We start from the raw sequence: 14,295 nt of genomic DNA, 5'->3' as shown, positions 1-14,295 counted from the left end.
CTGCGATGAACTCCTCCGGTGCCCGCGAACGCGTCAGCGTCGTCGTCCCGCTCTACAACGGCGCGCGCTACATCGCCGAGACGCTGACGGCGATCCAGTCGCAGACCCACGCGCCGCTCGAGGTGATCGTCGTGGACGACGGCTCGACCGACGACGGCGTCGACATCGTCCGCGCCCACCCCGTCGGCGCCCGAGTCCTCGAGCAGGCCAACCTCGGCGTCGCTGTCGCCCGCAACCGGGGGATGTCCGAGTCATCGGGCGACTGGGTCGCCTTCGTGGACCAGGACGACCTGTGGCACCCGAGCCACCTGGAGCGCACGCTCGGGTGGCTCCGGCTGCACCCCGGTGAGCGGATCGTATTCGCCCGCGAGATCGCCTTCTCGGTCGCCGACGAGAAGGACCACCTGACCGATCTGGATGCGCTGGCGGGCGGCTGGGCCAGCATCCTCGCCCCGCGTGAGGGAACCCTCGCCCATCTGGTCGCCCACGCCGATGTGACGGGCTCGGACGCGATCGAGCGTCACGACGTGCGCGCGATGCTGCGGGGGCCGATCTCGGACACGACGAGTTTCGTCGCCGACCCGACGCTGCTGCAGGCCGCGGGCGGTTTCGCCCCCCACGCGCTGGCGATGGACGACTACTGGCTCCTCGTGAACGTCGCGCGGCTGCACGGGATCCCGCACCTCGACCAGCCCACCGTGTTCTACCGCGTCCACGTCTCGGCGACCTCGCGCACGACGAAGCTGGGGTTGCCCTTCCTCTCGTCGGCGATCGCGCTCCGCCTGGGCGGGGGCCTCATCGGTGCGGAGGAGGGTCTCCGCGGAGGGCTCGACGGCAAGCTGCACCGGCATCTGCTGACCGAACTGCTCGCTGCTCCGGAGCTGCGGTCGGCGTCGTATCGGCGCGCGGTCGGTCACCTCGCGGCACTGCTGTGGCCGCCGCACGGGCGGCGGAGGCAGCGCGCGCGGGCCCTCGCGGCGCAGCGGCTGCCGTGGCTTCGATCCGCCGCGCGGCGGCTGAGGGGAGTCCGATGACGACCGGTACGAGCGGCGAAGAGCTGCGCGCGCGGGCGATCGCCTTCTACCTGCCCCAGTTCTTTCCCATCCCCGAGAACGACCAGTGGTGGGGCCCCGGGTTCACCGAGTGGACGAACACCGCCCGTGCCCGGCGGCTCTTCCCCGGGCACGTGCAGCCGACCCTGCCCGCCGACCTCGGCTTCTACGACCTGCGGGTGCCCGAGACGCGCCAGGCGCAGAGCGATCTGGCGCGCCAGTACGGCGTCGAGGCGTTCGCATACTGGCACTACTGGTTCGGCGGCGGCGAGCGCATCCTCGAGCGCCCCTTCCGCGAGGTCCTCGAACGAGGAGAGCCCGAGGTGTCGTTCTGCCTGGCCTGGGCGAACCAGACGTGGACCGGCGCATGGCACGGCGCCCACGACAAGATCCTGAAACAGCAGACCTACCCGGGCGCCGAGGACGACGCGGCGCACTTCGCCACGCTGCTGCCCGCCTTCCGCGACGCGCGCTACCTGCGCGTCGACGGGCGTCCGGTGTTCTACGTCTTCCGCCCCGAGGAACTGCCCGAGCCGGCGGCCTTCGTGGACCGCTGGCAGCGGATGGCGCGCGAGGCGGGGCTCGAGGGGCTGTACCTCGTGGCCGAGATGAGCGACCTGCTCGGGCGTGGCGCGCGCTACACGAACGGCGACGCGGACGGCTTCGACGCGAGCGTCTACATGCGCATCCCCGCCCGCGTGGACCGGTGGAGCACGCTGCGGATGCGGGCCGTGCGGAAGAGCCTCGGCGGTCCCGAGATCTGGCCGTACTCCGACGCCATCGTCGACGAGATCCCGGATGCCGCACACGTGCAGCCGTGCGTGTACCCCAATTGGGACAACAGCCCCCGGGCGGGGCGTCGCGGGCTCGTGCTGCAGGACGCGACCCCCGAGAAGTTCGAACGCAACGTCCGCGACGCCGTCGAGCGGCTCGCCGACCGGGCGCCGCAGGAACGGCTGCTGTGGGTGAAGTCGTGGAACGAGTGGGCCGAGGGCAACCACCTCGAGCCCGACCTGCGTCACGGCCACCGCTGGCTCGAGGCGCTGCAGCGGGGCCTCACATGACCGAGGACGAGCGGCCGCTGCGCATCGCGATGATCTCGTACTACCTGCCGAGTGAGAGCAAGATCGGCGTCGGGTACCAGGTGCACGCCCTCGCGAACGAACTCGCCCGCCGCGGTCACCACGTCGACATGTACAGTCCGTGCGCGCCGGTGGCCGGCGCCCGGTACAGCCATGTGCACCTGCCGCTCACCGGGCCGCTGCGCACGTTCCGCTTCGCCTTCGTCATGCGCGCCCGCGACCTGTCGTCCTACGACGTGCTCCACGCGCACGGCGAGGACTACTGGATGTGGCGACGTCGCGTGCCCGTCCATGTGCGGACGCTCCACGGCTCGTGCTTCGAAGAGGCGCGGCACATCCGGGGCGTGAAAGAGAAGCTCCGGATGGTGCTGCTCGGCTTCTCGGAGGTGCTCGCCAGTCTCGTTGCCGACCGGACGGTCCTGATCTCGCCGCAGACCCGCCGATGGACGCCGTGGGTCTCGACCGTCATCCCGAACGGCGTCGACGCCGGGGTGTTCGCGGGCGGCGACGCCGTCAGATCCGACGCTCCGACGGTGCTGTTCGTCGGCACGTGGCGCGGCCGAAAGCGCGGGGCGGAACTGGCGCGGATCTTCTCCGAGCAGGTGATTCCGCGGATGCCGCACGCGACGCTCCGCATGGTGACGCAGGACGCCCCCGAAGACCTGCCGCCCGGTGTCACGGTGCTCGGGCGCCTGAGCGATGACGACCTCGCCGCCGAGTACCGCCGTGCCTGGGCGTTCTGCCTTCCCTCGTCGTACGAGGGGTTCGGCGTCCCCTACGCCGAGGCGATGACAGCCGGACTCCCCATCGTGGCGACCCCGAACATCGGCGCCCGGTACGTCACGGACGAAGGTCTCTACGGCGTGCTCACGCCCCTGGAGGGGCTGGGCGATGCGCTCGCGCTCGTGCTCGACGATCCGGAGCGGCGAGAGCGGCTCACCGAGGCGTCGCTGCGGCGAGCGCCCGAGTTCGACCTCACGACCGTGGCTGATCGCTACGAGCAGGTATACAGGGGAGGCGACCGTGCTGGGTGAGGGCGAGGCGATGCAGGAACCGATACGGGTGAGCATCGTCCTCGCCACCAATCGCAACAGTCCGTACCTCGCGGAGGCGCTGCAGAGTGTGCGCGACCAGACGTATCCGCATTGGGACCTCCTGGTCGTCGACAACGGCGTCCCCGATACCGCCCAGCTGACGGACGCTGTCGGCGACGACCCACGGATGTCCGTGATCCGAGTCGATGCGACAGCCACGGCCGGCCGCGCCAGGAACATCGGCGTCGCACGTACCGAAGGCGCACTTGTGACGATCCTCGATGACGACGACGTGTGGCGCACAGACAGGCTGCAGCTCCACGTCGAGGTACATCGTGAGCATCCTGAAGCTCCCGCGTCGTTCTCGGGGTACTGGCATATGGATGCCGCGGGACACCCTTTCGGTGTCGATTGGCGGTCTAGGCAAACGGACTCCGCTGAGATGTTGCGCGGTGGGGCCGAGACGCCGCTGGGCCCCACTCTCGTGATCCGCCGGTCGGCTTATAACGCGATCGGAGGATTCAGCCCCGAGATCCCGATCCTGGTGGACTTCGAACTGGCATTGCGCCTGGCGATGCTGGGCGACCTTCGCTATCTCGACGCAACCCTTGTCGGCTACCGCCGGCATGACGCCAACATGACGTCGACCGCGCCAGCGAACGCGCGCCTGCGCCGAACGGCGATGCAGATGATGCTCGACCGCCAAGTCTGGGCAGCGCAGGGTCGCGGCGACACCACAGTCGCCCGGCTGCTCGGTGAGAGGCGTCGGCGATTCGAACTGGCCCAGGCTCGCCAGTGCGGCGAGGAGATGATGCGCGCCGCGCGGGGTGGACGGATTCGCGACGCGGCGGGAGACGCTGCCTGGGCTCTTCGCCGCGCGCCCTCCGCGTTCCTCGCCCACGCCGTGCGTTTCGCGTTGTCGCGACTGCTGAGGACGGGCGCAGCGTGACGTTCTTCGACACTCCCAGACCCCGCTTGACGGTGTGCATCGTCACATTCGAGCGCACGCCCTTCCTGCTCCGGTGTTTGACGTCGATCCGGAGCGAGCTCACGGCAGACACCCAGGTCGTCGTCGTCGACGCCTCCGCGGTCAGCGCCGAACAGGACGTTCAAGCGTTGGGACGGCCCGTCGACTACATCCATGACACTTCCGTGGCCGGGTGGATGACGCGCGCCCGAAACCGGGCGCTGCTGTCCGCGCGCGGCGAGATCATCACGTTCCTCGACGACGACGTCGTGCTGCGGCCGGGCTGGCAGTCCGCCGTCCTCACCGCGTTCGCCGACCCGTCGGTCGACGCCGTCGCCGGCCGCACCTGCAACGGACTGCCCGGCGAAGAGACCTACGCACCCCCGATCGGGCGACTGCTCGACGATGGCTCCCTCACCGAGGGTTTCGCGTCGCTGCCGGACGGTCAGGTCGACGTCGATCACGGGATCGGCGCGAACATGTCCTTCCGGGCGTCGACCCTCGCGAGACTGGGCGGGTTCCGCGACGACTACCCCGGGACGGCGATCCGCGAAGACACCGACCTCTACCTGCGGATCCGCGCCATCGGCGGGCGCGCCGTGTTCTCGCCGGACGCGGCTGTCGACCACCTTCCCGCTCCCCACGTCAAGGGTGCGCGCTTCGACACCCGCTACAAGCTCTACGGCCGACGCAACCACATGGTCCTGCTCGCGCGCGAGGGCGGCATCCGCTCGCGCCGGCTCGCGCCCTGGATCGCAGCGCAGCTCCGCTCGGCGGCACAGGTGCCCGGGCTGGTCCGCAAGCTGCAGCGGTTCGGAGTGACGGTGCTGGGCATCGGGTGGGGTGCGCTCGCGATGCTGCGCCAGGCGCGCTGGAACCCGCTGCCGCCCGAGCGGACGGATGCCGCGGGCCGAGAGATCCGGGCCGCTCTCACCCGCGCGGCGGGGTGACCGGCGTCGTCAGTCGAGCTTCCCGAGCTCGACCAGGCGCGCGAAGTCGGCGTTGGCGGCCCGCACCTCGGCGAACGTTCCCGTGTCCTGCAACCTGCCGTCCTTGAGGAAGGCCAGCGTGTCCGCCCCGCGCACGGTGGACAGGCGATGCGCGACGATGATGATCGTCATCCGTCCGCCCAGACGCGCGAGGGTCTCGGCGATCTCGTGCTCGGTGACGTTGTCGAGCGCCGACGTGGCCTCGTCCAGCACCAGCACGCGGGGCGCGCGATACAGGGCGCGGGCAAGGCCCAGCCGCTGACGCTGCCCGCCCGAGAGCCGTGTGCCGCGCTCGCCGATGACGGTGTCGAGCCCGTCGGGGAGTTCGGCCACGAGGTCGGTGAGCTGAGCCATCGCGATGACCTCGCGCATCCGCTCGCTGTCGCGGTCGGCCGGACGCAGCCCGAACGCGATGTTGGCGGCGAGGGTGTCGTTCATCAGGATGACGTCCTGGGGCACGACGCCCAGGTTGGAGTACCACGAGGCCTTGTCGTCGAGGATGGGGCGCCCACCGCACTCGATCGTGCCGGCGCTGGGCTCGAGCAGGCCCAGCAGCAGATCCAGCAGGGTGCTCTTGCCGGCGCCGCTGGAGCCGACGAACGCCGTGGTGGTGTTTTCGGGGATGACGAGCGACACCGCGTCGACGGCGGGGCGCTCGGCACCGGGGTACTGATACGTGAGGTCGCGCAGCACGATGTCGCCGGTGTAGCGCACATCGCCGCGGGGACGCTCGTCGTGGGTGCCGCCGGCGTCGAGTTCGGCGACGGCGCGCGAGAGGATGCCGAGCCCGACCTGCCCGGTGCGGATGGTGGCCAGGTTCGCGCTCACCCGGTTGAGCGTCGGCAGGGCGCGAAGGGATGCCGCGGCGAACACGCCGAGCACGGTCAGCGCCTGCTGCGGGGTGCCCGTGGTGAAGAGGATGGCCGAGATCCCCATGATGGCGATGATGAAGCCGATCTCGAGCACGTACCGCGGTGAATCGGCGATGATGCCCATCTGCCGCGCCGCGCGGGCGCTGCGCAGCCGCGAGGCGCGGAACCCGTCGACGAACGACGCGGCGCTCGAGGTCAGACGTGCTTCGCGGAAGCCGTCGAGGGCGGGCATCAGGTACTGCCAGGACTGCAGGCCCGCCTCGGCCATCTCCTCGCCGATCCGGGACTGACGCCCGCGCAGCAGCCGCTGCACGCCGAGCACGAAGACGACGAAGAGGACGACGGTCATGAGCGTGATCACGGGCGCGGTGATCGCGAGCACGGTCACGATCGCGGCGAGCATGAGCGTGTCGGTGCCGAGGCTCACGATGCCGAGGAGCACCGACGCCGATTGGTTCGTGCTGTCGTTGATGTTGCGGTAGATCTCGCTCATGCGCCGGCCGCGGTGGTCGGCGTAGGGCGCGAGCACGTACCGGCGCATCAGCTCGGTCGACACCAGCGCCGAGATGCGGGTGGTGCGGCCGAGCAGCCACCAGCGGAAGACGATGGCCGCGATGCTCTTGCCGACGAAGATGATCGCGATCGCGGCCGCCACCACGGGGATGAGGGTGGAGGGCGACGACGTTCCGACGACGGAGGCGACCCATCCCAGCACGCCGCCGTCCACCTCGACGCCGCTGACGAGCTGGGTGAGCGGGATCATCGCGGCGACCCCGAGGGTGTCGAGCGCGGCGAGCAGGATCGACACCGTGATGGTCGCCGCGATCCAGCGCTTGGGCCTCACCCCGGCCATGCGCAGCAGCAATCGCAGCTGCCCGATGAGACCGTCCTCGCGCGTCGCGCGTGCCATCCTGCTCCTTCTGCCGGCCTCTATCGACGTCGGCCGATTCCACGCGTATGGGTCGATTGTGTTACACCCTCTTGCGGAGACTCGCTGGTACGGTAACATCCTCAATGTTCCCTGAATGCGGGGAGCTTCGGGCTCGAACTGGGGAAATTCGAGCCGACACACCGTCTTTCCCTCTCCACGTATACGGAGGGAACTTACCGTGACCGAAGAGACCAGCAGTTCAGAACCGCCCGCCAAGGGCATCAGCCGCCGCACCGTGACCAAGGCCATGGCCTGGTCGGTGCCCGCCATCGCCGTAGCGGCGTCGGTGCCGGCGTACGCCGCGAGCGGGGGTGGACCTTCCGTGGTGTTCGGCGACGCGTGCAAGTTGCCCGGCAACTCGTGCGGCAACGTCTTCGTCAAGGGCTACATCTTCGACGTGACCATCACGAACAACACCAGCAAGCCGCTCTACCTGTACAACCAGGCCGGCTACTTCATCACTTTCACCGAGACCAACCCCGACCTCAGTCTGTTCTTCCAGGCCGCTGTCGACGCCACGACCGGCGAGGAGATCACCTTCCCGTATCTGCTGGAACCGGAAGCGTCGATCGCGATCATCCTCAACGCGGGTGAGAACGGCGACAGCAGGAACCAGTCCCTCGCGGGTACCATGTCGCTTCCTTGGGGGCACACGCCGACCCCGCCGGACCCCGACAACCACCCGCCGATCGTGACGCCTTTCTCCTACGCCGATACGCCGCCGGTCCAGAATCCGGCATGCAATGTCGTTCTGCCGCCGAACTGCGGGCAGTAGGTAGTGCTGAAGGGGTGAGGGCGTCGAAGCTACGACTTCGACGCCCTCACCCGTTCCCCAATGCGTTGAGAACGGCAGCCATCTGGGTTGCCCTATCGTCCCAGTCTGCGAGCGACCCCCGGATCGGATTGAGCGCGACCGGTGCCGCGAGTGACAGGTGGACGGCTTTCGTGAACTCATCGGGCTCGGCCACGCGGATGCGAGAGTCGTCGGAGTCCTTGAACCCCGCGACCGGTGTGCTCACGACAGGGCGGTCAGCGGCCTGGTACTCGTAGAGCTTGATGGGGTCGAGGCTGTCGGTGAAGGCCGTCACGACGTGGGGCACGATCAGCACGTCGGCGTGCTGCAGATAGCCGACGACCGCCGCGCTCGGCTTCGGCCCGAGGAGCACGACGCCGGCGCCGCGCAGTCGCTCGCGCGCACTCGAGCTCAGCACATCGGGGCCGACGAGTACCACCGTCGCGCGCCCGGTGAGCGCCCCGGCGAGACGGACGGTGAGGCCGACGTCGAGCCGATCCGCATGCAGCGTGCCGACGTAGAGCGCGACGGCGCCCGGGGGCAGGTCTGCCGGGCGCTCGTGCGGCTCGCGGTAGGCCGCCGTGTCGACGGCGTTGCGCACGAGCGCGACCGGGTCGTGCTCGGGCCCGCGCCGCGGCTGTTTGCGGCGTAATAGCTCGGGTGAGCACGCCACCACCTGCGCCGCCCGGGCCAGCAGCCAGCGCTCCTGCTCGGCGACGCGGGCGAGCTCGCCGGGGGCGCGGTCGGCGGCGAGCCAGTCGTCCGTCATGTCGTAGAGCGTCGGCCACCCGGTCCGTCGCGCCACCACGGCGCCGCCCGGGTCGTTGACCCATAGCACGGGCGCCGTCATCCCGATGTCCCGGGCGGCGCGCTCGATCTGCGATGCCAGGCGCTCGTCCGCCCGGAGGTCGATCCGCCGCGGCAGCGGCTTCAGAGGGCGCATGCGCCACAGCCTTCCGGGCAGGATCGTGTCGTCGGGTCGGTGCCCGAGCTGGGGGCGTCGCCGCGAGCGGAGGTCGTGGGTGGGGTCGGCGGGTGGCTCGACGAAGAGCACGCGCAGTTCGGCGTCCCGCTCGAGCAGCCGCCACACCAGGTGCTGGTTCCGGCGCCACACGGCGTCCCACTGCTCGAGCGAGATCACGACGAGGTCCATCACGGCCGCCGCCTCACTCCGCTTCGGGGGTGCCGCCCGGCGAGAGCATCACGGTAGACGGCGTCGGTGCCCATCACCTGCGCGGTGAGAGAGTACTCGCTTCGCTGGCGCGCCCGCGCTCCCTCGGCATAGGCCGACCACGCGCTCGGGTCGTGGGCGAGGGCGCGCAGGGCCGACCCGCCGGCGACGGCGTCATCGGGGTCGTACAGTGCGTGCGGTGAGAGACCGTCGAGCACCTCGACGTGTCCGCCGCCGCGCGCTGCGACGACCGGCAGGCCCGCGCGGAGCGCCTCGAGCACCGTCAGGCCCAACCCCTCGACCGGGCACGGCGCGAGAAGCAGTGAGGCCGCTGCCATGAGCGCGGGAACGTCGGTGCGGTAGCCGAGGAACTCCACCGACCTCCCGATCCCGAGATCGCGGGCGAGCTCCTCGAGCATCGCGCGCTCGGGGCCGTCTCCGGCGATCCGCAGCGTCCATCCGTCGGCCGCGAGACCGGATCCCGCGAACGCGCGGATGCCGTCGCCGGTGTGCTTCTCGGGCTGCAGCCGCTGCGCCATGAGCACGACCGGCGCCCGGGGGGTGACGGCCTCGTCGAGCGTCGGCGCTGCGGCATCCAGTCCGGTGCGGACGACCCTCGCCTGCACGCCGGTCGTACCGGCCACCGCCTGGCTGATCGCCAGCTCGCGATCCACGACGAGGCTCACGACCCGGTCCCACGGCAGGGGGCCCACCGTTCCGCGGGACCGGGCGAAGTGCCGCGTCGACACGACCGCGGGCCGCCGGCGACGACCGGCGAAGGCGAGCACAGCACCGAGATCGGCCGCCGTCATGTGGGTGTTCACGACGTCGGCGTCGTGGCGCGCGGGGCGCAGGGCGCGGGCGACGCCGGCCGTGGTGCGGGCGGCGCGGTGCGGGATGCCGATGCCGGTCCCGGCGAGGGCAGCGCGCATGCGCGCCGGGTCGCCCCCGATGACCCGCACCCTGTGTCCGGCTTCGGCCTGCGCCCGCGCGAGCTGCGCGATGTAGCGCTCGACACCCGAGAACCCGTCGCTGCGCACGGCGTGGACGATGCGCAGCGGTGCGTCGTCGCGCCGCACGTAGTCGGCTGCCGATGCGAGCCGGGTCGCGAGGTCGAGGTAGCGTTCGGCGATTCCCGTCCATCCGAGGTCGGTGACGCTCGCTCGGGCCTCGGCGCGCATGGCGCTGCGGTCACCGTCGAGCACGGTCCGCAGACCGCGGGCGACATCCGGGCCGGTGCGCTCGACGAGCTGGCCGTTGCGTCCGTCGACGATCCGCTCGGGGGCGACGCCGACCCGGCTCGCCACGACCGGCAGTCCCGCGGCGAGGGCCTCGAGGAAGACCAGCCCGCTCGATTCGTAGGCGCTCGGCAGCGCGAAGGCGTCCGCGGCCCACAGCAGGGGCGCCGGGTCGGGGCGGATGCCGAGGAAGCGCACCCGGCTCGCCACCCCGCGGTGCGTGGCGAGGCGCTCGCCGTGTCGCACCTCGTCCGGCGCTCCCCCGATCACCACGAGCTCCACGTCGGTCAGGCCGGGGTCGGCGAGGGCGTCGAGGACGAGGGGAAGCCCCTTGCGGTCGAACTCGTGGCCGATGAAGACCACGACGTCGGTCTCGTCGTCGACGCCGAGGCCGGCGCGCGCCCTCGCCCGCTCCTCTGCGGTGGGCGGCCGGAAACGGTCGAGGTCGACGCCGTTGGGGATCACGGTGACGGGTGCGGCGACGCGGCCGTAGGTCTCGGTCAGGCGCCGGGTCTCTTCGGCGCTGAGGGTCACCACCGCGGAGTGGATGCCGCGGCGGTAGCGGACCCGGTCGCGGACTGCCGTGAACACGTGGACGGGGTTGCGCAGCATCCGCCAGATGTAGTTGCCGCGCGCCCGCATGGACGCCTGCAGCAGGCCGTGGTTGACGTAGACATCGCCGATCATGGCGTCGTTGTGGCAGATCGAGACGGCTTCGGGGCGGGTGGCGAGGAATCGGCGCGCGCGGGCGGTGCCGACGGTGCTGAACCACACGACGTCCCACGCGTGGGCCAGTCGCGAGCGGGGCGACGGCAGCGGGCGGCCACCCCGTGCCTCGGTCATGGTGAACCGCTCGACGACCACGCCGGCGGCGGCGAGCTCGCGCTCGAGGTCGAAAGCGACACCGGCGATGCCGCTGCCGGGCGCGATCTCGGGCGCGATCTGCACGATCCGCGGCACCTGCGGTGGGGTCATCGGTGCGGCTCCGCGGCTCGGGTGCCCGCGAGCTCCTGGGCGAGCGCCAGATACTTCTCGGCGATCCCGCGCCACGAGTAGTCGGCCACGCTCGCGCGCGCCCTCTCGCGCCACCGGTCGCGGTCGCCGGCGGCGACGCTCTCGAGGCGATCGCCGATGCGGGCCGGGTCGCGCGGCACCAGATAGCCGTTCTCGCCGTCGCGGACGACGTCGGCGGCGACTCCCACGGCGGTCCCGATGATGGGGATCCCGCTCGCGAGGGCCTCGAGGAAGACCAGCCCGCTCGACTCGTACGCGCTCGGGAAGACGAACATGTCGGCCGCGGCCAGGAACGCGGCGAGGCCGTGCTGCTCGCCGACCAGCAGCACCCGGTCGGCGACGCCGTGACGTTCGGCGAGGCGGCGCGCGCCCTCGACCATGCCGGCGTTGCCGCCCACGACCAGGAGCAGCACCGTCGGCGCATGGCGCAGCGCCTCGATCGCGACGGGCAGCCCCTTCCGTTCGAAGTCGTGCCCGATGAAGAGCGCGACGCGGTCGTCGTCGTCGAGCTCGAAGCGCTCGCGGGCGCGTCGACGCTCGTCGTCGGTGGGGGGACGGAACCGGTCGAGGTCGACGCCGTTCGAGATCACGACGGTCCGCGGGCGGATGCGCCCGTACGTGCGGCGCATCGTCTCGACCTCTCCGGCGGTGAGGGCGACGACCGCGCGATGGATGTCGGTGCGGTAGCGGACGAAGTCGCGCGCGAACGTGAACAGATGCGTGGGGTTGCGGATCATGCGCCACGCGGTGTGCCCGCGCGCCCGCATGGCGGCGTAGAGCACGCCGTGATTGACGTAGACATCCCCGGCGAGCACGTTGTTGTGGCAGATCGCCACCGCGTCGGGTCGCGCCGCCAGGAACCGTCGCGCGCGGAGGGTGCCGACCGTGCTGAACCAGATCACCCGCCACGCCTGCAACAGCCGCTCGCGCCGGGGGCCCTTGCCGAAGGTGATCCGTCGGCCGCGCAGCGCCGTGGCGTAGGTGAACCGCTCGACACGGACGCCGAGCTCGCGCAGTTCGCGCTCGAGGTTCCACGCGACCCCGGCCACGCCGCTGCCGGGACCGATGAACGGGGCGATCTGCACGATGCGCAACGGCGGCGTTCCCGGATCCCTCACGGCGCCGCCTCCACCAGGCGGAGCTCGGCGCGGACGGGGCCGCGGCGGTACAGGCTCGCCCGACGGCGTGCGAGCGAACCGCGCTCGCCGCGGAGGGCGACGGCGCGCACGACGGCGCCCGCCCACACCGCCGCGCGCGCGAGGTGCCATCCGGCCGCCCCGAAGTGCTTGCGCAGGTATCGCTCCTGCGATGCGTGGAAGTGCGTCTCGCGCCGCGCGCCGTCGCCGCTCGTCCCCGCACCGACATGCACCGCCCGCGCGCCGGGGACGGCGGCGTGCCGCCACCCGAGCCGATGCGCGCGGTAGGCCCAGTCGGTCTCCTCGGCGTAGAGGAAGAAGCGCTCGTCGAAGCCGCCGATCTGTTCGAGCGCCTCGGCACGCAGCAGGAGCACCGACCCGATGACGAAACGGGCGCCGCGCTGCAGGCGTGCCAGCCCCACCGCCTCCAGCCACGCGTTCGCGGGGGAGGGGAAGACCCATTCCACGCGGGCCGACGCCCCGGCCTCGTCGACCTGGGCCGGCCCGACGCTCGCGATGTCGGCAGCCGCATGCAGCGCCCGCTGCAGCACGGCGATCTGCGCGGGCTCGACGCGGGCGTCCGGATTCAGCAGCAGCACGTCCGCCCCGGGGATGAGCCGGTCGGCGAGAGCGATGTTCACGCCCGCCCCGAATCCGCGGTTCGCGCCGGCGTCGATGTACCGCACCCCCAGCTCGTCGCAGAGAGCGGCGATCTCGGGCAGCGACGAGTTGTCGACCACGGTCACGGCGAGCGACGCGACCGGCTCCAGCGCCGCGCGGAGCAGGGCGGGGGCGCCGTAGGCGACGACGACGATCTCCACCGGACGATCCGCGCCGCCCGGCTCGTGAGTGAGCGAGCGGTACAGCTCGACGTACTGCGCGGCCACCGCATCCCACGTGCACTCCGCCGCGCGTGCGAGCCCCGCGGCGCGCAGCGACGCCCGCTCCGGTCCGCCGGCGCGCAGGATCGCGTCGGCGAGCGCGGCCGCATCGCCCTGGGGCACCACGATGCCGGCACCGCCCACGACGTCCGGCAGGGCCCCGGCGTCGCTCGCGACGACCGGAACGCCCACGGCCATGGCTTCGACGGCGACGCGGCCGAACTGCTCGGTCCAGCTCGGGGTGGCCAGCGACGGCATCGCCACGACGTCGACGGAGCGGTAGAACGTCGGCAGGGCGTCCGGATCCAGAGCGCCGACCAGCTCGACGCGGTCGGCGATGCCCCGTCCACGGGCGAGCGCGGGCAGCTCCGCGGCGAGCGGGCCCGACCCCGCGATCTTCGCGCGGATGCCCGGGGTGCGGGCGACGGCATCCAGCAGCACCTCGAGACCCTTCTCGGCGACCAGGCGTCCGGCGAAGCCGACCGTGATGGCATCGGATGCCGTGTCCGCCGCCGCGGGGGCTACGCCGGTCGCCGTGTCGTCGGCCGGCATGTCGACGCCGAGCGGGATGACGCGAGCCCGACCGGGGAACCCCTTGCCCTCGGCGATGCGGGCGGCCGCGGTGTTGCACGCCGACACGCCTGCCGCGCGGCGCAGCGCCGCGCGCTCGAGCCAGCGGAAGGGGATCGGGTAGCGCTTGGCGAGGTTCTGCGCCGTGTACAGCACGAAGGGCGCGCGGCAGCGGCGGAGCGCCTTGATGGCGAGGATCTCGGCCGTCGCGAGCGCGAACGGCTCCTCGTGGATGTCGACGACGTCCCACCGCCGCCCGAGGGCGCGCCACAGCGGGCGCGGATCGTAGACGAAGAGCGCGGGGTGGCGACCCCACGTCCGCACCGGCATCGTGTCGGGCTCTTCACCGGGGGAGAGACTGACCGGCGTGCCACCGGCGTGCCAGGAGCGGGCTGCGAGCAGCGTGACGTCGAGGCCGAGCGCGCGGAGGGCGCGCTCCCGGCCCCGCCACGCGGGCACGGTCGCGCTGTGCGAGATCCGAAGTACGCGCACCGCACCTCCCGACTATGCTTTCGCAGTAACCCTATTCGTCGCGGGGGTGCGGCGAGGGGTTCGTTCGCTTGTG

General features: G+C 71.8%; 11 protein-coding genes. 6 read left to right on the top strand and 5 right to left on the bottom strand.

Features of this window, described 5'->3' with window-relative positions; translation table 11 throughout:
- Window positions 1-5 precede the first annotated feature (5 nt).
- From NFR93_RS13695 to NFR93_RS13675, 5 genes are read left to right on the top strand one after another with little or no spacing between them, the layout of a single operon-like run.
- The gene (locus NFR93_RS13695; protein ID WP_251454288.1) at window positions 6-1,034 is read left to right on the top strand and encodes a glycosyltransferase; all 1,029 of its coding nucleotides are present in this window, start codon (window positions 6-8) and stop codon (window positions 1,032-1,034) included.
- Complete coding sequence (locus NFR93_RS13690; protein WP_251454285.1) at window positions 1,031-2,116, top strand: glycosyltransferase WbsX family protein; 1,086 nt, start codon at window positions 1,031-1,033, stop codon at window positions 2,114-2,116. The genes NFR93_RS13695 and NFR93_RS13690 overlap by 4 nt, the downstream gene beginning before the upstream one ends.
- A complete protein-coding gene (locus tag NFR93_RS13685; protein WP_251454282.1) occupies window positions 2,113-3,168 on the top strand; it encodes a glycosyltransferase family 4 protein in 1,056 nt (351 codons plus the stop codon). The genes NFR93_RS13690 and NFR93_RS13685 overlap by 4 nt, the downstream gene beginning before the upstream one ends.
- Window positions 3,158-4,117 (top strand): glycosyltransferase family 2 protein, encoded by a 960-nt coding sequence (locus NFR93_RS13680; RefSeq protein WP_251454279.1) that lies wholly within the window; start codon window positions 3,158-3,160, stop codon window positions 4,115-4,117. Before NFR93_RS13685 ends, NFR93_RS13680 begins: the two co-directional genes overlap by 11 nt.
- On the top strand, window positions 4,114-5,085 hold the full coding sequence (locus NFR93_RS13675) for a glycosyltransferase family 2 protein (RefSeq protein WP_251454276.1): 972 nt from the start codon (window positions 4,114-4,116) through the stop codon (window positions 5,083-5,085). The genes NFR93_RS13680 and NFR93_RS13675 overlap by 4 nt, the downstream gene beginning before the upstream one ends.
- 9 nt (window positions 5,086-5,094) lie before the next feature.
- Here NFR93_RS13675 and NFR93_RS13670 read toward each other — a convergent pair whose 3' ends face one another.
- A complete protein-coding gene (locus tag NFR93_RS13670; protein WP_251454273.1) occupies window positions 5,095-6,906 on the bottom strand; it encodes an ABC transporter ATP-binding protein in 1,812 nt (603 codons plus the stop codon).
- A gap of 199 nt (window positions 6,907-7,105) precedes the next feature.
- Here NFR93_RS13670 and NFR93_RS13665 point away from each other — a divergent pair, with 199 nt between their 5' ends.
- Complete coding sequence (locus NFR93_RS13665) at window positions 7,106-7,702, top strand: hypothetical protein (protein WP_251454270.1); 597 nt, start codon at window positions 7,106-7,108, stop codon at window positions 7,700-7,702.
- 46 nt (window positions 7,703-7,748) lie between these two features.
- Here NFR93_RS13665 and NFR93_RS13660 read toward each other — a convergent pair whose 3' ends face one another.
- Genes NFR93_RS13660 through NFR93_RS13640 form a run of 4 tightly spaced genes read right to left on the bottom strand, consistent with a single transcriptional unit; the run spans window position 7,749 to window position 14,222 of the window.
- The gene (locus tag NFR93_RS13660) at window positions 7,749-8,873 is read right to left on the bottom strand and encodes a glycosyltransferase (RefSeq protein WP_251454596.1); all 1,125 of its coding nucleotides are present in this window, start codon (window positions 8,871-8,873) and stop codon (window positions 7,749-7,751) included.
- On the bottom strand, window positions 8,873-11,104 hold the full coding sequence (locus NFR93_RS16010) for a glycosyltransferase family 4 protein (protein ID WP_285814605.1): 2,232 nt from the start codon (window positions 11,102-11,104) through the stop codon (window positions 8,873-8,875). The genes NFR93_RS13660 and NFR93_RS16010 overlap by 1 nt, the downstream gene beginning before the upstream one ends.
- Window positions 11,101-12,261: a glycosyltransferase gene (locus tag NFR93_RS13645; protein WP_251454267.1), complete on the bottom strand. Its 1,161-nt coding sequence runs from the start codon at window positions 12,259-12,261 to the stop codon at window positions 11,101-11,103. Before NFR93_RS13645 ends, NFR93_RS16010 begins: the two co-directional genes overlap by 4 nt.
- Window positions 12,258-14,222 carry a glycosyltransferase gene (locus NFR93_RS13640; RefSeq protein WP_251454263.1) on the bottom strand — a complete coding sequence of 655 codons (1,965 nt, stop codon included), beginning with the start codon at window positions 14,220-14,222 and terminating at the stop codon, window positions 12,258-12,260. Before NFR93_RS13640 ends, NFR93_RS13645 begins: the two co-directional genes overlap by 4 nt.
- Between the last annotated feature and the right edge of the window lie 73 nt (window positions 14,223-14,295).

The sequence above is a fragment of the Microbacterium sp. Marseille-Q6648 genome (assembly GCF_943181415.1).
GTDB lineage: Bacteria > Actinomycetota > Actinomycetes > Actinomycetales > Microbacteriaceae > Microbacterium.
This window is presented reverse-complemented; position numbering and strand designations above follow the sequence as displayed.

Coding starts and splice junctions, on each gene's coding strand:
- NFR93_RS13695 (WP_251454288.1), top strand. CDS start 6: ATGAACTCCTCCGGTGCCCGCGAACGCGTCAGCGTCGTCGTCCCGCTC.
- NFR93_RS13690 (WP_251454285.1), top strand. CDS start 1,031: ATGACGACCGGTACGAGCGGCGAAGAGCTGCGCGCGCGGGCGATCGCC.
- NFR93_RS13685 (WP_251454282.1), top strand. CDS start 2,113: ATGACCGAGGACGAGCGGCCGCTGCGCATCGCGATGATCTCGTACTAC.
- NFR93_RS13670 (WP_251454273.1), bottom strand. CDS start 6,906: ATGGCACGCGCGACGCGCGAGGACGGTCTCATCGGGCAGCTGCGATTG.
- NFR93_RS13660 (WP_251454596.1), bottom strand. CDS start 8,873: ATGGACCTCGTCGTGATCTCGCTCGAGCAGTGGGACGCCGTGTGGCGC.
- NFR93_RS16010 (WP_285814605.1), bottom strand. CDS start 11,104: ATGACCCCACCGCAGGTGCCGCGGATCGTGCAGATCGCGCCCGAGATC.